Below are 20,529 nucleotides of genomic sequence, written 5' to 3' on the forward strand. Positions count from 1 at the left end.
CCGAGGGGGCATGACATGCCCGCCCCCGCATCCATGGACCCGGCACGGCTGACCGCGATCGACGTCCACACGCACGCGGAAGTCTCCCGTACCGGCCACTCCTCACTCGGCCCGGAGCTGATGGCCGCCTCCGAGAAGTACTTCGGTGACAGCGGTCACCGCCGGCCCACGATCGCGGAGACGGCCGGCTACTACCGGCAGCGGAACATGGCGGCCGTCGTCTTCACCGTCGACGCCGAACACGCCACGGGCCACCCGCCCATCTCCAACGAGGAGATCGCCGAGGACTGCGCCGCCCACGCCGACGTCCTCATCCCCTTCGCCTCCATCGACCCCTGGCGGGGACGGGCCGCGGTCCGCCAGGCCCGCAGACTGGTGGAGGAGTACGGCATACGGGGCTTCAAGTTCCACCCCAGCCTCCAGGCGTTCTCACCCGACGACCGCATGGCCTACCCGCTCTACGAGGCCGTCCAGGAACTCGGGGTGCCCGCCCTCTTCCACAGCGGACAGACCGGCATCGGCGCGGGCGTCCCCGGCGGCGGGGGCATCCGTCTGAAGTACTCCAACCCGATGCTGATCGACGACCTGGCCGTCGACTTCCCGCACATGCCGATCATCCTGGCCCACCCGTCCTTCCCCTGGCAGGACGAGGCCCTCTCGGTGGCGACCCACAAGCCGAACGTCTACATCGACCTGTCCGGCTGGTCACCGAAGTACTTCCCGCCGCAGCTCGTGCGGTACGCCAACACCCTGCTGAAGGACAAGGTCCTCTTCGGCTCCGACTACCCGGTCATCACCCCCGACCGCTGGCTGGCCGACTTCGAGAAGCTCGACATCAAACCCGAGGTACGCCCACGCATCCTCAAGGACAACGCGCTGCGCCTGCTCGGTCTCACCACCGGCTGAACACGCCTGCGCCCGACTCGTCCGACGGCCCCTTCGCCCTGGGCGCCCAGCGGTCGTGGCGAGGGGCCTGTCCCTCACCTTGCAAGCGTCCCATCATCCGAAAGGCAGGGCTCCGGATGCACAATCACGGCATCGGCTCCTGGACCGCGCGACGCGCCCGCAAGACCCCGCACCGAACCGCCCTCGTGCAGGGGGACGTACAGCTCACGTACGGAGAACTGCACGCACGTGCCACCCGCCTCGCCCACCACCTGCGTCGCCTCGGGGTGCGGCCCGGTGACCGCGTCGCCCACCTCGGCCCCAATCGCCCCTCCTTCCTGGAAGTACTGTTCGCGGCCGGCCAGCTGGGCGCCGTCTTCGTCCCGCTCAACACCCGCCTGGCAGAGCCGGAGCTGCGGCACTGCCTGGTGGACTCCGGGGCCGGTGTCCTGGTGCACACGCCGGAGTTCGAGGAGTTCGCCGCCTCCTGCGCGCTCCCTCACCGTGTCGCGACGGGCCCCGGCCTGGAGGACGAGCTCGCCGCCTGCGAACCGGTCCCGATCGACGTGCCGGTGTCCCACAGCGACAACGCGCTGATCATGTACACCTCAGGCACCACGGGGCGGGCCAAGGGCGCGGTACTCACCCACGGCAACCTCATCTGGAACAGCCTCAACACCCTCGTGGACGCGGAGTTCGGCGCCGACGTCGTCACCCTGCTGTCCGCACCGCTGTTCCACACGGCCGCGCTGAACATGACGTGCCTGCCCACCGTCCTCAAGGGCGGCACCCTCGTCCTGGAGGAAGCCTTCTCCCCCCGCCGCACCCTCGACCTGATCGAGCGCCACCGGGTCACGGTGATGTTCGGGGTGCCGGCGATGTACCAGCAGATCGCCGTGGAGCCCCGGTTCGACGGAGCCGACCTGTCCTCGGTGCGGATGCTGATGTGCGGGGGCGCGCCGGTGCCCGAGGCACTGATCCGGGCGTACCAGCGGCGCGGGCTCAGTTTCATCCAGGGCTACGGCATGACCGAGGCGTCGCCCGGCGTGTGTCTTCTCGACGCCGAGCATGCCCTCGACAAGCCGGGCAGTGCCGGCCTCCCGCAGTTCTTCAGCGACGTACGCATCGTCGACCCCGCAGGCCGGAACGCCTCACGGGGCGAGCTGCTCGTGGAGGGCCCGAACGTCATGAGGGGGTACTGGAACCTCCCCGAAGAGACGGCCGCCGCCCTCCAGGACGGCTGGTTCCGCTCCGGAGACATCGCCCTCGCCGACGAGGACGGGTACGTCACCATCGTCGACCGCGCCAAGGACATGATCATCTCCGGCGGGGAGAACATCTACCCGGCCGAGGTGGAGAAGACCCTCCACGAACATCCCGCGGTCAGCGACTGCGCCGTCATCGGCGTCCCGGACGAGAAGTGGGGCGAAGTGCCCCGAGCCGTCGTCGTTCTCTCGCCCGGGACCGACGTGAGCGCCGACGACATCCTCGCGTTCCTGCACGGGCGACTGGCCCGCTACAAGATCCCCAAATCCCTCGTCCTCACCGACGCCCTGCCCCGCAGCGGCACCGGGAAACTCCTCAAGCCCCGCATCCGCCAGACCTTCGGCACCACCTCCTGAAAGGCATCGCCATGACCGCCGCACGCACCGCCACCGGACTCGACGAGATCAAGGCCCTCGCCGGAGCCGACCTCGGCCGCACCGACTGGCAGGAGATCACCCAGGAAAGGGTGAACACCTTCGCCGACGCCACCGGCGACCACCAGTGGATCCACACCGACCCCGATCGTGCCGCCACCGGCCCCTTCGGCGGCACGATCGCCCACGGCTACCTCACCCTGTCCCTGGTCATCCCCCTCTTCAACCAGCTGCTGGCCGTCGAGGGCATTTCGATGAGCATCAACTACGGCCTGGACAAGGTACGTTTCCCCCACCCGGTCAAGGTGGGCGCGAAGATCCGCCTGCACGGCGCGGTGGAATCCGTCGAGGCCGTACGCGGTGACGGCGTCGAGATGCGGCTCACCTTCACCCTCGAGATCGAGGGCGCCGACAAGCCCGCCTGCGTCGCCCAGGCCATCTACCGCCACTACGCCTGACACCCCCAGCCCTTCCGACTGCCTGACGGGCTGCCCTGCCATGGGCGCGACCTGCGCGGCACCTGTCGCCGGCATGTCCCGGCCATGGTCCGGGGCTCCGTGCCCGCGCGGCGACGGGGCATTCCGAGCACGGCGCGAGCCGGGGCGGGAAGCGGCCCGGCCCCGGGTGCCCTCCCGCAGGATCGCGGTCGGGCACACCGGCGCCGGGCCGGTCGGTGGCACACGTGCAGCAGCGCACCGGGGGCGCCTCATGCCATCGGCGGGACCCGCTCGGCGACCGGTCGGACCGACGGACCAGGACGTCCGGCAGGTGATGCCACCTGGGCCCTCAGTCCGTCAGCCCCTGCGACGAGAGCCAGGATTCGATGACGCCGGCGACCTCGCCGCTGTTGCGCTCGGACATCATCATGTGTCCATTGCCATGGACGCCGTGGTCACCCAGCCGGATGTGCTCAGCGGCGACGCCCGCCTGCTGGAGGAACGCGACCGTCCCCGGGTCCGTGCCCGTCGCCCATGACGCCTCAGCGGTGACGACGGCGACCGGGACGCCGGCCAGTTTCGGCAGCTTTCGGGCGGGTTCCGTCTGGAGCACGGCACTCACACCCGAGGGCAGGGTGGTCACGGACAGTCCGAGTTCCTCCGGCGTCGTCGCCGGCGGCTCGAAGGTCAGCGGGAGGGCGGTGAGCCCCCAGGTCAGCGCGCCCGGGGGCGCTGCCTGGAACGACGGCCCGAGCGGCTCGACCGCGACGATGCCCGCCACGAGCTCGGGGCGGGCATCCGCCAGGAGCCAGCCGACCGGGCCACCGGCCGAATGAGTGACGAGGATCGCTTCGCCGACCAGGTCGAGGAGCTCCACGCCGCCGCGCAGACAGTCGCTGTAGTGCTGCGCGGCGTCTGCGTGCATCGGGCCCATACCCGCCAGGAACGCGTCGAACACGGCGTCCCCGTACCGCCCGCCCCCGACCCACTGTGTGTGCTGCTCTGCGCCCTGATGCCGCTCCGGGAACTGTGACGGAGCACTGAACAGCCGCTCCACCATCGGTGAGGGAAGCGACGGGCCGAGCGGCCCCTGAAGCACCGGATCGGCCGGCGACCGACCGTGGCCGGGCCGGTCGACGACGTAGACCGCGTAACCCTGGCGGACGAACCGGTGGACCCACCCCTCTCCGCCGGCAAGGTCGCCGAGGTAGTCGAGCCCCTGGCCGCCGCCCCCGTGGATCATCACGACGGGCAGGCGGTGTCGCAGATCCTGCGGGATCCAGTACTCCACGTACATCTGGCCGCGGACCGCCGGCCCGCCTTCTGACGTGATCGGTTCGATGCCCGTCCAGAAGAACCCCTGGCGCGCGAGCACGAGCGGCTCACCGGCGTCGGCGTGGAGCCTGGCCGGGCTGAAGGGAGTAGTGGTCATGTACGGTCCTCGTCTGGCTCGGTGGTGTCAGGCGACGTTGCCTGCGAACGTGTCGAACTCGGCCAGTCCACGCAGGTAGTCGACGAAAGGCTGGCTCGAGGGGTGGATGAGGTACATCTCGGAATCACGCAGGTACCGCTGCATGCTGTCGTTGCGCCCGGAGGCACGAGATCCCGCACTCTGGAAGAGCAGTTGGACGGCCTCGGCGCCCAGCATGGCGGCACGGCGGGCGAGGGCGTGCAGGCGGAGCAGTTCGGACGGTGTGACCGGCCGGCCGTCCTGGGCCCATCGGGCGTACAGGGCGTCGATCCGACGTGCGGTGTCGGCCATCACGGCGTGGGCTGCGTCGGCCAGTGCCGCCCCCTTGCCGAGCGCGCGCAGCGCGTCCGGGTCCTTGTCCATCTTCTCGGCGCCCAGGATCTGCTTGGTGGTCGGCATGAGCTCGGCCATCCGGTCGACGGCTGCCCTCGCCGCACCGGCGAGGATCGCGGCGAACGACATGTGGTAGAGCGGGTCGAAGAGGCCGAGGTACCGGGGGTTCCCGTGCAGCTGGGTGCCGGGGGTCCCCTCGGAGAAGTCGACGCGGGTGCCGAACAGGATGTCCTGGTCGGTCACCCAGTGCTCGGGGATGAACTGGTCCTCGATCTCGACCGTGTTCGAGCCACTGGCCTGCATGCCGAGGGTGGTCCCGTCGCCCCAGTCCGGGAGCACGGTGTACTGGTCGCGGTGCGCGACGAAGGTCACCACGCGCGACTGCTCACCGTTCTCGTGGACGAGGCCGTCCCCGATGAAGTGTGTCGACACGGGGGAGCCGGAGGAGAAGCTCCACCTGCCACTGACCCGGTAACCGCCCTCCACCGGGACGAGCTTGCCGCCGGCAACCGCTCGGTGCGGGGCCCGGAACTCTCCGTCGCCCAGGATCTCGCGCTGGGCCTCCTCGCTGAAGTAGGACGCCACGACTGCGACATGCGTCGCGGACAGGCAGAAGCACCACCCGGTCCCCGGATGCCCGGCAGAGATGCGGTAGACGACCTCGAAGAAGGTCTCGGTGTCGAACTCGTAGCCTCCGAAGAGCTTCGGCTGCAGCATCCGGTAGAAGCCCGCGTCTCGGAAGTCCTTCAGCACGTCGTCGGAGAAGTGGCCGCGTTCGTCCGCGTCCGCCTGCAGCCCGCGGAGCTTCGGGATCATCGCCTCGGCCCGCGCGATGACGTCCGCCTGACTCAGGCCGGGCTCCGGCTGCGGGAGGGGCTCAGTCAGCGGTGACGTCCCGTTGAGACTGTTCATTCGGCGGCTCCAATCGTCTGGCGGTCAGTCCGCATCGTCGGTGTGGGCGAGGCACACGGACGGCCTGTGTCCCGATAGCGCAAGGAAGCCGTCATGGCGTGTCCCGCACTGTCAAGTGGGAGGGTGACCACCTGGGCCGCCGGCTCCGGTTCTCCGCCCGGGACCCGCTGCTGAGCCCATGCCGGGCTGACGCGGCCGGTGACAGCGCCCTCCTCCTGCGTCACCATGCCAGTATCGGGCGCTGACCGTACAGTCGCGCGCCAAGCGTGCACTATGGCCTGCGTCACAGCGAGGTCAGCCGCACAGGGGCCACGCATTCACGAGAACCCGGCGTTCGTCCCCTGGTCCAGGCCCGACTCAGCTACCCATGCGCGTCGACCCGGCCCAGCTCCGTGTCCCCGGTGCTGGTGCCTCGTGACAAATGCCCCAGGTCGATACTGTTGCGGCCGCCGGTGATCGCGCTATAGCGTCCCCAAGGTGACGCGGCGGTCTCCGGAACGTCAGCGGCCTTCGGCGGACTGGGCAGTCCACTCCTGGCCGGCTCCGCAATCCTCGCCGCACGGACAAGCCGAGGACAAGGTCCCCGCCTTCCCCTTACTGCAGCACCACACTTCCGTCTGGAGTGGAGTCCGACTGTGCCGAAGCAGCCCTCGCAGGCCCCAGGCCACCTCGTGGAGTTCGACACCGCACAGGTCGGGCCGAAGTCGCGCATTCCCTTGTGGGAGGTCTTCAACCGCCGGTGGTTGTCCCCCCTGCGTTGCCGCACGCTCACGGCCGGCGGCCTCACCGCGAAGGTGGGGTGCACACAGCTGGGTGACGTGGGAGTCATGGAAATAAAGGGTCAAGGGCACTTCGTGGAGCGGACCCGCGAGCACATCGCGGCCGGGAACCGGGACGACGTCTACTTGTTGGTGCTGTTGAAGGGCGAAGGCCACATCCTGCACTCCGGAGGCACCGACCGGATCTCGGCGGGCGACGCCCAGCTCTACGGTGCCCGGATGCCCGCTGTCTTCAGCCTGCTCAGCGAATTCCACCAGATCGCCATCCGTGTCGACGCCGACAGCATCGCCGACTTCACCGCGGTCGCGCCCTCCATGCCGACGGTGATCCGCACGGCGGACGGAGGCCCCCGGTCGGAGTACGTTCGCCGGGCAACACTTATAGCCCAGTCCGCCCTTCGGCAGCCCCTCGACGCTCCGGAAGCCGCCGAAGGCGCCGTGAAGGAGCTTTTCGGCCAGCTCTTGGGCGGGGGCCGCGCAGCAGAGTCGTACTGGATCTCGGCGAACGACTACATCCGCCGTAACCTGCACGATCCGGATCTCGATGTGCCCCAGGTCGCAAGGGCGGCCGGGATCAGCGCCCGCCACCTCGCCCGGATCTTCTCAGAGCACGGCTCGACCGTCGCCCAGTCCATTCAGACGGCACGCCTCCAGAACGCCCGGGCGCTGCTCGTGGGCGACTCCTGGTCCACCAGCTCCATCGCCGAGATCGCCCACAGGTCGGGGTTTCGGTCGGCCTCGCAGTTCTCCCGCTCCTTCCGCGGCGCCTACGGCACCAGCGCGAGCGACGTCCGCCGGAGACTTGACCACTGAGGACAAGAGTACTTCCACATCGCGTCCCGCAGGATGCCGCCTCGGGCGGGTCACCGGCGTGACGGTGAAGCACACGGATAGGTGAAGGGACCGGTCATCATGCCGATTTCGACGTTTGACCTGACGCGGCTCGAGAGGGTGGCCTCCGGAATCGGAGCCTCGCAGGAGCTGGCCGCCGAACTCGATCAACGGGGAGCCTCACGCGTACTCGTCGTGACCACCGGGTCCCTGCTCGAGTCCACAGCCCTGACGACGGTCCGCGACGTCCTCGGTCCGCGTCTCGTCGGCGTACGGACGACGGCGCAGCACGCCCCTTCGGACCGAGTCCAGGACATCGCCCGCGCGCTCGACGAGACGGACGCCGATGCGGTGGTCAGCCTGGGCGGAGGCAGCGCCATCGACTCCGCGAAGGTGGCCATCGCGTCACGCCTAGCCGGTCGTGACGTCACGTCCGAGGCCGGCGTGCTGGACCCCGCCGCCGGCTTCGGCCCTGGTGGTGACACGGGTTTCCTGCACATCGCGATGCCCACGACCCTGTCAGCGGGTGCCTTCACCCCTGCCGGAGGCGTCTCCCACGTCGAGACGCATCTCAAGTTCGCCATCATCCGTCCCGAACTCCAGCCGCGTGTGGTCATCCATGACGCCGAACTGACGCTGGAGACCCCGGCCCGGCTCTGGCTCTCCACAGGGATGCGCGCCCTCGACCACGCTGTCGAGGCCATCTACGCCAGGCGCCACCATCCGCTGTCGGACGCGGTGGCCGAGCAGGCCATCCGGATCCTGGTCACTGAGCTTCCGCGATCCGTGGGCACGGGACACACTCTGGACAGCCGCCAGCGCTGCCTCGATGGCGCCTGGATGTCCCTCTTCGGCGGCTTCAACACCGGGCTGGGTCTGTCCCACTCCCTCGGCCACCAGATCGGGCCGGCCTGGGACGTGCCCCACGGGTACACCTCGTGCATCATGCTGCCCCACGCGATGCGGTTCATGGCTGAGGTCGCCCCTGAGCGCTTCGGGCCGATCGCCCGCGCACTGGACGTCCCGTACGACGCCGCCGCTCCGCATCAGGCAGCGACGGCCTGCGCCGAACGGGTCCGCCAGTTCATCAGCGCCTTCGACCTGCCCACCTCTCTCGAGGAGGTCGGGGCGAACCAGCAGGATCTGCCCAGGGTCGCCGAGCAGACGCGCGAGGAGCTCGCGGGGTTCGATGCTGTGGACCGGCCCGTGTCGGCCGACGAACTGCTCGCGCTCCTCCGTGCCGCCTTTCCACGGACAGCGCAGCCGGCGTCCGGGGCGCGACATTCCTGACAGGGAGTCCCTGGGAGGGTGTCCGGACTCGATGCGCCGCCGCGGGATGCGCCGGGCCGTTCGCTGAACTCCGTAGGCGACCTGTCGACGGGCCGGTCGGCCGGTCTCGGGAGCGACTGCTCGTCGGCCGGTGCGAGCCTGCGCCCGGCGTATGGCACCGGCGTGCCCGTCGGCACGGTCGGCGCCGATTCGGCACCGCGACGCGCTTCATCACGCCCCCGTCCGAGCCGGACATGTGACTTGCGCGTTCACGCCAAGCCGGTCAGCAGCCCTCGGCAGAGTCTAGGTTCGTGGCCTCAGTCAGCTGGACAGGAGAAGCAGTGGACAGCGAACTCCATCGAGACGTCATGGGCCACTACCCCACCGGCGTCGTCTTCGTGAGTGGCATGTGCTCGGGTGAGCCGGTCGGCATGGTCGTCGGCACTTTCAATTCCGTCTCTCTCGACCCACCCCTGGTGTCCTTCATGCCGATGAAGGCCTCGCGCTCGTACGCCCGTCTGCTGGAAGCACCGGTGCTGTGCGTCAACGTCCTCGCCCATGACCAGGTCGACGTGTGCCGGATACTCGCTGGATCGGCAGCAGACAGGTTCGACAAGGTTTCGTGGACGCTCTCACATCACGGAGCGCCTGTGATCGACGGGGCCGTCGCCCACGTCCACTGCACCCCCACGACTCAGGTCGACGCCGGGGACCACTGGATCACCGTCTGCGATGTCGTCGACATGGAGGTGGCCCGACCTGTCACTCCGTTGCTCTTCTTCCAGGGCGGCTACGGTGGCTTCTCCCCGAAGCGCATGTCAGCCCGGGGCGACGCCGAACTGTTCGCCGCGCTTCGCCTCGCCGACGTGGCGACACCTGAGATCGAGGCGCTCGCGGCCCGGCTGCGATGCGAAGCAGCGGCTCTGGTCGTGGTCGATGACGACGAACTGACGACCGCGGTCACGGCCTACGGCGGTGACGCGGAGCTGGGCGAGCAGCTCGGCCAGCGGATCCCCCTCATTCCGCCTGTCGGTATGGCGTACATCGCGGACGCGGCGCCCTCGGTGGTCGAACGGTGGCTGGCCAGGGTGGCAGACCCCGATCGGGCGGCGTCGTACCGGCGACGACTCGACAGCGTCGTCGCGCACGGCGTCGAGATCACGATGAGGGGATCCGACGCGGGTGCATTCGAGCGCATGGAGGAGGCCTTGACCGGTTACGCCGCCGGCCGCCTCCCTCCCGCACGTCGACGCGCCGTCGGCACCGGCCCGGCTCGAACTCCGCACTGCCCGGAAGAGGTGCGCCTGACCGATCACGAGATCTTCGACGTCGGTTCGATCGTGGCTCCGGTCCACAACCCGGAGGGGGACGTCTCCCTGCTGGTGAGGGTCGGACAGCTGCCCCCGTCGAGTACCGGAGCCACGGTCAAGACCTGGGTCGCGCTGCTCAAGGACACCGTCGCGGCCATCGAGAGGGGTCTCCTCCACGGGGTCGGCCGGACTCGTCTGCAGGAGTACCGCAAGTGGTGCGCGGGTTCGACCGGAAGGCCGGCCTGACCGTCTCCGTCGACGTCCGGCCGGGCAGGTGCCGGGCCGTCAGCCGGCCGCCTGCGCCTCCGATCGGCCGGCCCCGGCACACCGACGGACATCGGTCACCACTTCCTCGGCACTCCCGACGGCTCCCGGCGCCTGCGCAGGCGTGGCCTCGTCGCGGTGGCGCTCCTGCCCGCCCCGCGTCCGCCGGCATCTCCACGGCCGGCTGGGCCCCCGGTGCCAGGCCCTGGACGACGACCGGTCACCCAGGCGGCTCCCGACCTGCCGCTGCAGGTCATTCTCACCGGTCGCCACCGCGACACCTTCCACCGTGTCGACGGCGTCCGGTGGTTCGGCACTCGCGCCATGTACGTCGACCGTGTCGGTGATCTGCCGCGCGCCACTGATTCTCCCTGCGAGCGCACTCACCGCCGACCTCCGACGGGCTCGTGTCGTCGTTCTCGAGGCCGTCGACGAGGGCCACGAGCTCTTCGGGTTCCGTGAACCTGCCGTCGGCGGCGAACCGAGCATTCCCGGATCGTTCGATCCCGGTGCCGCGAGGGACTGTCGACGTGCGCCGGCAGATCGGCGAGGGCCCCGGTCGCGCCGACCGGGGCCCTCGGGTTCTACGTCGTGCGCCTCACCATGGGATGCGGTGTGTCTCGCGGGGAGCCGCCCATCGCGTCATTCCTGCGGTTGCACTCCGCCGAGTCGGCCCGCTTCCTGGAGGAAGTCGGAGAGACGTTTGTTCCCGCCGTGGGACCACTCGCCGCCGTCCACCGGGATCTCCGCTCCGCTGATCCAGGAGGATTCCGGTGAGACGAGAAAGACGACGAGCGGGCTGACGTCGTCCACCGTGCCGAGCCGGCCCAGCGGCACGTTCACCAGGGTCGCGTCGCGCATGGGCTGCCCCAGGAACCCCACCATCGGCGTGTCGATGAACCCGGGACTGATGGTGTTCACCCTGATCCCGCGTACGCCCAGCTCCTGGCTCGCGCTCCGGGACAGCCCTCGCAGGGCCCATTTGCTCGCCGTGTACGCCGGCAGCGCCGCACCGAGCATGCCGGCGAGCGAGCTGACGTTGACGATGGAACCGCCGTCGGTCATCAGCGGGGACAAGTGTTTCATCCCGAGCATCGGTCCCGTGACGTTGACCCCGAAGACCCGGTTCCATTCCGTCAGTTCGAGCTCCTCCAGCGCCGGTGCGGAGCTGGCCACCCCGGCGTTGTTCACGAGCGCGTCCACCCGGCCGTAGGTTTCGCCGAGCCAGCTCGCGAGAGCCCGCCACTGCTCCTCGTCCGCGACGTCCAGTGTCCGGAACACCACTCCTTCGGGGAGCTTCTCGCGCGGCTCGCCGATGTCCGTGGCGATCACCGTGGCGCCCTCGGCCGCCAGCGCGACCGAGTGCGACAAGCCCTGCCCACTCGCCGCACCCGTGATCACCACCACTTGGCCCCGGGCCCGGACCCCGCTCATCGGGCGTCCTCGGCCGACGCCGTCACGGCGGCCAGCAGGTTTGCCATGTGCTGCGTGTCCATGTACTCGCGCACGGTCCTGATCCGGCCGTCGACCACCTCGTACGTGGTGGAGTACCGGTTCTCGTACACGGTCCCGTCCCGGAAGGAGCCCGTGCCCTGGGCCTCCGCGACCACCCAGCTTCCCTCGACGATCAGCTGGGTGATCTCCACCCGGGGACTGTCGTCGGCGAAGAGGCCCAGTACGGCGGGCAGTTGCTTGAGCGTTGCCTCCCGGTCCATCGTGCCGGCGCCGGGCAACTCGTAGCCCATGATGGTGTACTCCACGTCGGGCGCGAGCAGCTCACCGTAGCGTTCCCAGTCCTTTTGGTTGAGCGCGTCGAGAAGCGCCCGCACAGTGGCCTTGGCCTCGTCCATCGTCGGTCTCCTTGGCAGCCGGGGTGTGGTCAGTCGAAGAAAGCCATGAACCGGGCTTCGATGCTCTCCCTCGGCACGGCGTCGGCCGGGGCGTCGGGTATCCGGAAGGCGGTGTGCATGACGCCGCCGACGCGGTTCGGGTCGGTCTCGTATCCCTTGAAGACGAGCACCTCGTCGGCGCGCATGTCCGGGAAGTAGTTCCAGCTGTGGTGCGGGTTGGCCGTGGCGAGCCGGGACTCGAAGAAGCACGACGGGAAGTTCTCCGGGCCGAGCCGGGTGTCCATCAGGAAGACGTCCTGGTCGGGCACCGACGCCGGGTCGGCCACGGCCAGCAGGTTGTCCTGCGGCGGCGGCGAGATGACCCGCCAGGTCTGGTACAGCGCCATGCGCCCGTAAGGCGCGATCGGACCGTCGTCGGTGGCGGACAGTTCCAGGAAAGCCTCCATCGAGCGGTCGGTGAAGTCGAGGTGCGCGAAACCCGCGGGCAGCAGGTGGTCGTTCACGCTCTCGGCTTCGCCCTTGTTCATCCTGGACCGGCGGATCTGCATACCGCTGCGCTGGGGCCGGACCTCGCGGGCGCCCGTCAGCTCCTTGATGAACGCGCTCATCTCGTCGAGATAGGTCGTCTCCAGCTCCTGCCGGGTACCGGTGACCGCGATGGAGCTGCTGTGCTCGTACAGCCGGAACCCGTTCACATCGAGGTCGAGTCCGGCGTTGCGGGGCCGGGCGTCCCGCACCGTCACCGGCGAGGGGGCGATGGATACGGTGGTGCGCTCCTTCTCCACGAGGTCGAATCGTGCGCGCCCGTCGACCTTGAGCGCGTAGTTGATTTCCGCGGCAGTCATACGATCAATCCCCTTCGACACGCTGCTGATGCATTGCTGAGTCCGGCTGTGTCAGCCGAGCCGTTTGCTGAGCCATTCGAGGATCACGGTGAGCGCTTCGCGGTTGTTGCGCTCGAACATCACACCGTGGCCGTTTCCGTGGGCACCGTGGTCACCGAGGCGCACCAGGTCGGCGTCGCACCCCGCCTGTTCCAGGAACGCCATGAGGTGACCGTCGAACCGCATGAACGGCGACTGCTCGGCGGTGACCACGGCGACCGGCACCCGGGCGAGGTTGACGAGCGTGCGGGCCGGCTCCTCCTGGAGAGTCATCGGGGGCCCGCTGTCCTGCGGCGTGGTGACCAGCCGCAGCTCCGCGGCGTCCGCCACGGGTGGGTCGAAGGTCAGCGGCGCACTCGCCAGGCCCCAGTCCAGGCGGGCGCCCGGCCCCCTGCTCAGGAAGGGCGGTCCGATCGTCTCGATCGCCACCAGTGCCTTCACCAGCCCGGGACGGGCATCGGCGGTGAGATAACCCGCCGGACCGCCCGCCGAGTGGCAGAACACGATCGCGGGGCCGACCTGGTCCAGGAGCTCGGCCATCCGGGCCTGTTCCAGAGTGTGCATCGCCGCCCAGTCGGCCGGCATCGGCCCGAAACTCGCGTGCAGAGCACGGACGAACGGGTCATCGGCCGCCCGGCCACCGGGCCACTGCGTGTGACCGGCCGCTGCGGCCGCCGGCGCGAAGATCTCCAGCATGGCCTCGACCGGCATCGACGGCGCCATCGGACCGAGCACCTCCGGATCATAGGGCGACCGGCCGTGTCCGGGCCGGTCCACCACATAGACCTCGAAACCGGCCTCGACGAGGAAGCCCGCCCAGCCCGGCCGCCCGTCCGGCGTGCCCAGATAATCCAGACCCTGGCCACCGCCACCGTGCACCAACACCACCGGATACGGCTGCGTGACCTCTTCCGGCGCTTCCCACTCCACGTACATCTGTCCGTACGAAACGGTCCCCGCACCAGTCGTCCGCTGATCCGAGCCGACCCAGAATTGTCTCCGTGGCACAAGCGTCCTCTTTCACTCTGAGCGACGGGCGAGCACCGGTGGCGAGGGTGCAGAAGCCACGGGACGGGCTCACCCGTCGGGACCGACCTGTTCCGTCGGACTCGACGGGGACCGGAGGGGAATCGAGCACCGGCTGCCGCTTCGCGCGGGCCGCCATCGCTCGTCCTCCGCACCGGCACGGTCGGCCGTTCCCTGTCCCGGACTGTGTCACGGGCAGGGAACAACCGGATGACGTCGGCGGATTCGGTCACTTCGTTGGCGGCAAAGTACACACCGACGACCCGGCGGCAGGCGGCACGTGCCGGTGCCGACGACGCGGCCCCCTGCGGGCGACCTCGGGTCGCCCGCAGGGGGCCGTATGCGTCGGGTCCGGCACGGTGCCCTGCCCCCGTCAGCCGGGGGACGGCCGTCCGTCCTGACCAAGGCCCCAGGCGGGGCCGGCATCGCTGCGGTGTCGCGTCACATGTGGACGGCGGGGGCGGCGTCCGGGTCCTGCACCGGTGCGCCGCGGCGGAAGAGCAGCCCGCAGATGACCGCTCCTGCGACGAAGAGGACGGCGGACCACAGGTAGGCGGTGGAGTAGCTCTCCAGGGCGGACTGGCCGATCACCTCGGGGGTGGGCTTCTTGCCGGCGAGGTAGTCACCGGCGGCACTCGCCGCGAGGGAGCTGAGCAGGGCCGTGCCGATGGATCCGCCGACCTGCTGCATGGTGTTCACGCTCGCCGAGCCGACACCGGCGTCGGCCGGGTCGATGCCCGAAGTGGCGGCGCTCATGCAGGGGGCGAGCACCAGGCCGAGGCCGAGAGCGAAGACCAGCAGCGGAGGCAGGACGTGTGCGGCGTAGGTGGAGCCGGCGTCCAGTCCGGTGAGCCACATGAGACCGACGGCCGCCAGGACCATTCCGACGGGGACCATCGGCTTGGGACCGATGCGCGGGTTCAGGACGCTGGTCGCCACGGTCGAGACCACCATGAGCACCCCGACCATCGGCAGGAACGCCAGACCGGTCTTCAGCGGCGAGTAGTGCAGCGTCTGCTGGAGGTAGTACGTGAGGAACAGGTTCACACCGAACATGCCGGCCGCGGAGATGAAGATTCCGATGGAGGCGGCACCCCGGTTGCGGTCCAGAAGCACGCGCAGCGGCAGCAGCGGGTGCGCGACCTTCGTCTGCAGCCAGGCGAACACCGCGATCAGCACGACGCCGGCAGCCAGGAAACCCCAGGTCCCGGTGGCGCCCCAGCCGTCCGTCTCCGCGTTGGCGAACCCGTAGACCAGCGCGAACAGGCCTGCGGTCACCGTGATGGTGCCGGGTACGTCGATCTTCACACCCTGCTCCCGGCGGTGGCGCGGCAGCAGTACCATGGCACCGACGAAGGCGACGGCGGCGAAAGCCAGGTTCACGTACAGGCACCAGCGCCAGCTCAAGCCGTCGGTCAGCACGCCGCCCAGCAGCAGGCCGACACCGCCGCCCGCACCGGCGACCGCACCGAAGATGCCGAACGCCTTGGCACGCTCCTTGGCGGTGGTGAACGTCGTCGTCAGCAGTGCCAGCGCGGTCGGGGCCAGCAGAGCACCGAAGACGCCCTGCAGCGCGCGCCCGGTCACCAGGACACCGAAATTCGTCGCTGCGCCGGCCAGCGCGGACGCGGCGGCGAAACCGGCGAGGCCGATCAGCAGGGTCATCTTGCGGCCGATGAGGTCGGCTATCCGCCCGCCGAGCAGCAACAGGCTGCCGAAGGCCAGGGAGTAAGCGGTCACGATCCACTGCCGGTTCTCGTTCGAGAAGCCGAGGTCCTGCTGGGCGGACGGCAGCGCGATGTTCACGATCGTGGCGTCGAGGACCACCATCAGCTGGGCCACCGCGATGACGGCCAGGATCAGCCAGCGCCGACCGTGGTGCGGGTCGGCGGCATGCTGCCCGGTCTTCGGCGGACCGGTATCAGTCGAAAGGGCACTCACAACGTCTCCGAACGATGAGGAAGCGAAGCGGAGAGTTTTCTCCGGTTACTGCTCCAGCGTAGCAGTATGCGGAGACGTCATCTCCGCTTAGCGGTACAGTGAGGCCATGAGCCCCAGAAGCACCCCCGCCCAGGTGGCAGGGAGCCCGTCCCGCCCCCGCCCCCTACGGGCCGACGCCGAGCGGAACCGGCAGCGCCTCATCGCCGCGGCCCGGCAGGTCTTCGCCGATCGGGGGCTCGAGGTCACCCTCGACGACATCGCTCGCCACGCGGGGGTCGGCGTCGGCACCGCCTACCGGCGCTTCGCCGACCGCGAGGCACTGATCGAGGCCGTCTTCGACAGCGAGGTGCAGCGCATCGTCACCCTCGCCGAACGAGCCCTCGGCCACGAGGACGCCTGGAGCGGGCTGGTCGAGTTCCTCACGGCGTCCGGCCGGGACTTCGCCGAGGACCGCGGACTGAGAGAAGTGCTGCTCCACGGCACGCACGGCGAGAGCCGGATCGCCGCCTCGCGGAACCGGCTCACCCCCGCGGTCGGCGCCCTGATCGCCCGCGCCCAGCGGGAGGGCTCGCTCCGCGACGACTTCGAGGCGACCGACCTGCCCCTCATCCAGCTCATGATCGGGGCCGCGGCCCACCAGACCCGGACCGTGACGCCCGGCATCTGGCAGCGATACCTCACCCTCATTCTCGACGGCCTGCGCGCCGAGAGGGACGCCCCGAGCCCTCTGCCGCACCGCGCGCTGACCCAGGACGAGTTCGAACAGTCCGTACCCAGGACCGTCCAGCCCCGGGCGGAACCGCCGACCGGTCGCGGCACGAGGAAGGCACAGCCTCACGGAGGGGCCGGCCCGGCGGCGGACACGTGAGAAGGGGGCGCGGCAGCCTACGTCCGCGTCCGGACCTTGCCACAACGGTTGACGCATAGGGGAGCCAGACGTACGTTAACCGAACAATCGGGCGTCCACCGTACTCGAGGGAGAGTGGCATGTTCACCACCGATGTGCACGGCGGGCCCGGCGCCGACGTGCGCCCCGGGTGCGGCACGCCGCTCCCGGCAACCCCCTCGCATCACTGACCTGCCCCCGACCCCCCGGGCGCCTCCACATGTACGCACCTCACGCACCCGCAACCGCCCTGCTCCCGGCGCGGGCCTTCTCGACGGCACACGTCCCACCTGAGCAGCGGTTGCGGGCCTGGGAGGAACACAACGCGGACGCCTTGATCGCATTGGAGTGCCGCACACGGACGGGCGAGGAGTTCCAGGCCCGAGAGGACAACGTCCAGCTCGGCCGAGTGCACCTGGCCCGTGTGCGGAGCACCGCCCACACGGTCGAGCGCTCCCCCGATCTCATCGGGCAGCGTCCCACAGGCGCCGTGGCTCTTTTCGTTTCCCTCCGTGGGGATGCCCTGTTCGAGCAAGCGGGGCGACGACAGATCCTGCGCCCCGGCGACCTTCTGGTCTGTGACGCGGACGGCCACTTCGTTCGCGGGTTCGGCCACGGCCTGGAAGAACTGGCCCTCCGTGTGGACCGCCGTGTTTTTCCGGAGGGGACCCGCCCTCCCGCACCGGGGCAGCCACTCATCATCCGCAAGAGCGAGGCCAACCCGTACGGTCGCGCGATCACCCGTCTGGTCGGACGTGCCGTCGGCGGCCAGGACCCGGTGCCTGACGAGCGGACCGTCGTGGACCTCCTGTCCGTCCTCGTGAGCGACGGCACCGCACGGCCTCACGTCGTACACCGGGCGCTCGCCTGTGCCTACATCGAAGACAGGCTTCGCGATCCCCATCTCTCGGTCCCCGAGGTCGCCCGGGCGGTGGGGATCAGCGTCCGCCAACTCACCCGGGTCTTCGCCGACATGGGAGAGACCTTTCCGCGTCACGTGCTCCGACGGCGGCTCGAGCTCGCCCACAGCCTGCTGGCCGGCCCGCACGCTCCCGCATTGTCCACGGCAGCGGTTTCGGCCATGTGCGGATTCCGCTCGGCCGCGCACTTCTCCGGAACCTTCCAGAAGCGTTTCGGCATAGCCGCCGGGGAGCTCCGCCGAGCGGCCGCGAAGCGCGTCTGAACTCCTCGCCCCGTACGCATTTCGGCCGTCATCACATCGCTCCGGCCTGGTGAGCCGGCCCCGATGCCACGCTGCTCGGAGAACACCGTCAAGCAGAAGGTGAGGCACCGACGTGTCCGAGTTCAACGACGGTCTGGCAGAGACCGCACTTCCGACGTCATCGCTGGTGGAGACCGACGTCCTGATCGTCGGCTCCGGCCCGGCCGGCGCCTCGGCGGCTCTGCTCCTGTCGACCTTGGGGATCGACAACATCATGATCACCAAGTACCGCTGGACTGCGAACACGCCCCGCGCGCACATCACCAACCAGCGGGCGATGGAGATCTTCCGCGACATGGGGATCGAGGACCAGGTGCTGGCGGACGCCACTCCTCACGACCTCGTCGGTGACACCGTCTTCTGCACCTCCATCGCGGGCGAGGAGATCGGCCGAATCCACACCTGGGGCACCAGGCCCGACCGCGAGGCCGACTACCGGCTGGCCTCGCCCTGCCTCACGGTCGACATCCCGCAGACCTACCTCGAGCCGATCCTCGTCAAGAACGCCACCGTGCGCGGGACGCAGACCCGCTTCTCCTCCGAGTACCTGTCGCACACACAGGACGACGCGGGTGTCACGGTCCAGGTGCGGGACCGGCTGACCGGCCAGGAGTACGACATCCGGGCGAAGTACCTCATCGGCGCCGACGGCGCCCGGTCGAAGGTCGCTGCGGACATCGGCCTGCCCTACGAGGGCGCGATGGACATCGCCGGTTCCATGAACATCACGTTCAAGGCCGACATCGAGTCCTACGTCGGTCACCGGCCGTCGGTCCTGTACTGGGTGGTCCAGCCGGGGGCCAACGTCGGCGGCATCGGCGCCGGGCTGGTCCGGATGGTCCGGCCCTGGAACGAATGGCTCATCGTGTGGGGCTACGACATCAACTCCGAGCCCCCTGTGGTGGATGAGGCCGAGGCCGTCCGCATCGTCCGGCAGCTGCTGGGCATGCCGGATCTCGAGGTGGAGATCACCGGCACCAGCCTGTGGGGCAACAACGAGATGTACGCGACCCACCTGCAGAAGGGACGTGTCTTCTGCGCCGGAGACGCCATCCACCGTCACCCGCCGAGCAACGGCCTGGGCTCGAACACGAGCATCCAGGACTCGTACAACCTGGCGTGGAAGATCGCTGCCGTGCTCCGCGGGCAGGCCGACGCGTCGGTGCTGGAGACGTACTCGCAGGAGCGGGCGCCCGTGGCCGAGCGGATCGTCAAGCGGGCCAACAAGTCGGGCCGCGAATTCGTCGACATCTTCGAGGCCCTGGGCGTCATCGGCGCCAAGGACGAGGCGGAGATGCAGGCCCGTATCGAGGAGCGGAAGGCCAACACCCCCGCGGGTGCGGCCAAGCGGGCCGCCCTGGTGGCGGCGATGGAGACCAAGAACTACGAGTTCAACGCCCACGGTGTCGAGCTGGGGCAGTTCTACGAGTCCAGCGCCGTCGTATCCGACGGCACACGGCCCGCGGCCGGCAAGGACGAGGACCTCTATCACGTCATGTCCACGTCGCCGGGTGCCCACCTGCCTCACGCCTGGGTCGGTGACCACGTCACCAAGTGCGCGATGATGGACCTGGCCCCGTACACCCGCTGGACCCTGATCACCGGCATCGCGGGTGAGCCGTGGGCGGGGGCTGCCGACAAGGTGGCGCAGGAGCTCGGGATCCCGCTGGAGACGGTGGTGATCGGCCCGGGCATGGACGTCACGGACCTCTACTACGACTGGGCCAAGCTCCGCGAGATCGAGGAGTCGGGCGCGATCCTGGTCCGCCCCGACAAGCACATCGCCTGGCGCTCGATGGACCTCGCCGAGGCGCCCGAGGCGGCGCTCCGCAGCGCCCTCACCAAGATCCTCGGAAAGGACTGAACCGTGCGGTTCACCCATGAGACGCTGGGGCAGCGAGTCGTCTTCGCCTCCGGCGAGGCGCCGGCGGCGGTGGCCGCGGAGGTGACTGCGCTGGGCGCCTCGCGCGTCATGCTGATCGCTGCTCCCGCGGAGGCGGCCCTCGCCGACCGCGTCGGTGCGGACCTGCCGGTCGCGGTGCGCCACGACGAGGTCGTCATGCACGTCCCCGTCGAGGTGGCCGACCGTGCCCGGGAGGCCGCGGCAGCGGGTTCCGTCGACGCGCTGGTGTGTGTCGGCGGTGGCTCGACGACCGGTCTCGCCAAGGCGGTGGCGTTGACCATCGGCCTGCCGATCGTGGCGGTGCCCACGACGTACGCCGGTTCCGAAGCGACGAACGTCTGGGGCCTCACGGAGGGCGAGGTGAAGACCACCGGCGTCGACGCACGTGTCCTGCCGCGCTCGATCGTCTACGACGCCTCACTGATGCTGAGCCTGCCGGTCGAGATGTCCGTGGCCAGCGGCCTCAACGCGCTGGCGCACTGCGTCGATTCCATGTGGGGGCCGCGCGTCGACCCGATCGACCAGGCCCTCGCGGGTGAGGGGATCCGGGGCCTGTCCCTCGGACTGCCTGCGGTCGCCGCGGATCCCACCGGGCTGGAGGGCCGGGAACAGACGCTCTACGGCGCCTATCTGGCCGCTGTCGCCTTCTCCTCGGCCGGCTCCGGGATGCACCACAAGATCTGTCA

17 protein-coding genes are annotated in these 20,529 nt (G+C 69.7%); 10 read left to right on the forward strand and 7 right to left on the reverse strand.

Annotated elements, in window-relative coordinates:
• The first annotated feature begins 33 nt into the window (after window positions 1–33).
• The 3 genes from VN520_RS07195 to VN520_RS07205 all read left to right on the forward strand — a co-directional run bounded on the left by VN520_RS07195 (window position 34) and on the right by VN520_RS07205 (window position 2,983).
• Window positions 34–906, forward strand: coding sequence for an amidohydrolase family protein (locus VN520_RS07195; RefSeq protein WP_325746026.1), 873 nt, complete (start codon window positions 34–36; stop codon window positions 904–906).
• A 116-nt stretch (window positions 907–1,022) separates the two neighbouring features.
• Window positions 1,023–2,507 (forward strand): long-chain fatty acid--CoA ligase, encoded by a 1,485-nt coding sequence (locus tag VN520_RS07200; RefSeq protein ID WP_325746010.1) that lies wholly within the window; start codon window positions 1,023–1,025, stop codon window positions 2,505–2,507.
• Window positions 2,508–2,518: 11 nt separating this feature from the next.
• Window positions 2,519–2,983, forward strand: coding sequence for a MaoC family dehydratase (locus VN520_RS07205; RefSeq protein ID WP_325746011.1), 465 nt, complete (start codon window positions 2,519–2,521; stop codon window positions 2,981–2,983).
• Window positions 2,984–3,311: 328 nt separating this feature from the next.
• Here the strand turns inward: VN520_RS07205 and VN520_RS07210 are convergent, their stop codons facing one another.
• On the reverse strand, window positions 3,312–4,394 hold the full coding sequence (locus VN520_RS07210) for an alpha/beta hydrolase (RefSeq protein WP_325746012.1): 1,083 nt from the start codon (window positions 4,392–4,394) through the stop codon (window positions 3,312–3,314).
• Between the two features lie 27 nt (window positions 4,395–4,421).
• A complete protein-coding gene (locus VN520_RS07215) occupies window positions 4,422–5,678 on the reverse strand; it encodes an acyl-CoA dehydrogenase family protein (RefSeq protein WP_325746013.1) in 1,257 nt (418 codons plus the stop codon).
• A gap of 635 nt (window positions 5,679–6,313) precedes the next feature.
• Between VN520_RS07215 and VN520_RS07220 the strand changes: the two genes are divergently transcribed.
• From VN520_RS07220 to VN520_RS07230, 3 genes are all read left to right on the forward strand, one after another.
• Complete coding sequence (locus VN520_RS07220) at window positions 6,314–7,270, forward strand: AraC family transcriptional regulator (protein ID WP_325746014.1); 957 nt, start codon at window positions 6,314–6,316, stop codon at window positions 7,268–7,270.
• Between the two features lie 99 nt (window positions 7,271–7,369).
• On the forward strand, window positions 7,370–8,578 hold the full coding sequence (locus VN520_RS07225) for an iron-containing alcohol dehydrogenase (protein ID WP_325746015.1): 1,209 nt from the start codon (window positions 7,370–7,372) through the stop codon (window positions 8,576–8,578).
• Window positions 8,579–8,898: 320 nt separating this feature from the next.
• Complete coding sequence (locus VN520_RS07230; protein WP_325746016.1) at window positions 8,899–10,113, forward strand: flavin reductase family protein; 1,215 nt, start codon at window positions 8,899–8,901, stop codon at window positions 10,111–10,113.
• A gap of 660 nt (window positions 10,114–10,773) precedes the next feature.
• On the opposite strand, the gene VN520_RS07235 is transcribed toward VN520_RS07230, so the two are convergent.
• The 5 genes from VN520_RS07235 to VN520_RS07255 all read right to left on the reverse strand — a co-directional run bounded on the left by VN520_RS07235 (window position 10,774) and on the right by VN520_RS07255 (window position 15,832).
• Window positions 10,774–11,565 (reverse strand): SDR family oxidoreductase, encoded by a 792-nt coding sequence (locus VN520_RS07235; RefSeq protein ID WP_325746017.1) that lies wholly within the window; start codon window positions 11,563–11,565, stop codon window positions 10,774–10,776.
• Window positions 11,562–11,981 carry a nuclear transport factor 2 family protein gene (locus VN520_RS07240; protein ID WP_325746018.1) on the reverse strand — a complete coding sequence of 140 codons (420 nt, stop codon included), beginning with the start codon at window positions 11,979–11,981 and terminating at the stop codon, window positions 11,562–11,564. Before VN520_RS07240 ends, VN520_RS07235 begins: the two co-directional genes overlap by 4 nt.
• Before the next feature lie 29 nt (window positions 11,982–12,010).
• A complete protein-coding gene (locus tag VN520_RS07245; protein WP_325746019.1) occupies window positions 12,011–12,826 on the reverse strand; it encodes a CmcJ/NvfI family oxidoreductase in 816 nt (271 codons plus the stop codon).
• A gap of 51 nt (window positions 12,827–12,877) precedes the next feature.
• On the reverse strand, window positions 12,878–13,795 hold the full coding sequence (locus VN520_RS07250; protein ID WP_325746020.1) for an alpha/beta fold hydrolase: 918 nt from the start codon (window positions 13,793–13,795) through the stop codon (window positions 12,878–12,880).
• Window positions 13,796–14,332: 537 nt separating this feature from the next.
• Window positions 14,333–15,832 (reverse strand): MFS transporter, encoded by a 1,500-nt coding sequence (locus VN520_RS07255; protein ID WP_325746021.1) that lies wholly within the window; start codon window positions 15,830–15,832, stop codon window positions 14,333–14,335.
• Between the two features lie 106 nt (window positions 15,833–15,938).
• Here VN520_RS07255 and VN520_RS07260 point away from each other — a divergent pair, with 106 nt between their 5' ends.
• The 4 genes from VN520_RS07260 to VN520_RS07275 all read left to right on the forward strand — a co-directional run.
• Window positions 15,939–16,700 carry a helix-turn-helix domain-containing protein gene (locus tag VN520_RS07260; protein WP_325746022.1) on the forward strand — a complete coding sequence of 254 codons (762 nt, stop codon included), beginning with the start codon at window positions 15,939–15,941 and terminating at the stop codon, window positions 16,698–16,700.
• Window positions 16,701–16,938: 238 nt separating this feature from the next.
• The gene (locus VN520_RS07265) at window positions 16,939–17,901 is read left to right on the forward strand and encodes a helix-turn-helix domain-containing protein (protein ID WP_325746023.1); all 963 of its coding nucleotides are present in this window, start codon (window positions 16,939–16,941) and stop codon (window positions 17,899–17,901) included.
• 112 nt (window positions 17,902–18,013) lie between these two features.
• Window positions 18,014–19,804 carry an FAD-dependent monooxygenase gene (locus tag VN520_RS07270; protein ID WP_325746024.1) on the forward strand — a complete coding sequence of 597 codons (1,791 nt, stop codon included), beginning with the start codon at window positions 18,014–18,016 and terminating at the stop codon, window positions 19,802–19,804.
• Window positions 19,805–19,807: 3 nt separating this feature from the next.
• A partial coding sequence (locus tag VN520_RS07275; RefSeq protein WP_325746025.1) for an iron-containing alcohol dehydrogenase occupies window positions 19,808–20,529 on the forward strand: 722 nt, incomplete at its 3' end.

This window comes from Streptomyces sp., assembly GCF_035563135.1.
GTDB lineage: Bacteria > Actinomycetota > Actinomycetes > Streptomycetales > Streptomycetaceae > Streptomyces.

Coding starts and splice junctions, on each gene's coding strand:
- VN520_RS07205 (WP_325746011.1), top strand. CDS start 2,519: ATGACCGCCGCACGCACCGCCACCGGACTCGACGAGATCAAGGCCCTC.
- VN520_RS07245 (WP_325746019.1), bottom strand. CDS start 12,826: ATGACTGCCGCGGAAATCAACTACGCGCTCAAGGTCGACGGGCGCGCA.
- VN520_RS07210 (WP_325746012.1), bottom strand. CDS start 4,394: ATGACCACTACTCCCTTCAGCCCGGCCAGGCTCCACGCCGACGCCGGT.
- VN520_RS07235 (WP_325746017.1), bottom strand. CDS start 11,565: ATGAGCGGGGTCCGGGCCCGGGGCCAAGTGGTGGTGATCACGGGTGCG.
- VN520_RS07225 (WP_325746015.1), top strand. CDS start 7,370: ATGCCGATTTCGACGTTTGACCTGACGCGGCTCGAGAGGGTGGCCTCC.
- VN520_RS07195 (WP_325746026.1), top strand. CDS start 34: ATGGACCCGGCACGGCTGACCGCGATCGACGTCCACACGCACGCGGAA.
- VN520_RS07215 (WP_325746013.1), bottom strand. CDS start 5,678: ATGAACAGTCTCAACGGGACGTCACCGCTGACTGAGCCCCTCCCGCAG.
- VN520_RS07265 (WP_325746023.1), top strand. CDS start 16,939: ATGTACGCACCTCACGCACCCGCAACCGCCCTGCTCCCGGCGCGGGCC.
- VN520_RS07240 (WP_325746018.1), bottom strand. CDS start 11,981: ATGGACGAGGCCAAGGCCACTGTGCGGGCGCTTCTCGACGCGCTCAAC.
- VN520_RS07200 (WP_325746010.1), top strand. CDS start 1,023: ATGCACAATCACGGCATCGGCTCCTGGACCGCGCGACGCGCCCGCAAG.
- VN520_RS07260 (WP_325746022.1), top strand. CDS start 15,939: ATGAGCCCCAGAAGCACCCCCGCCCAGGTGGCAGGGAGCCCGTCCCGC.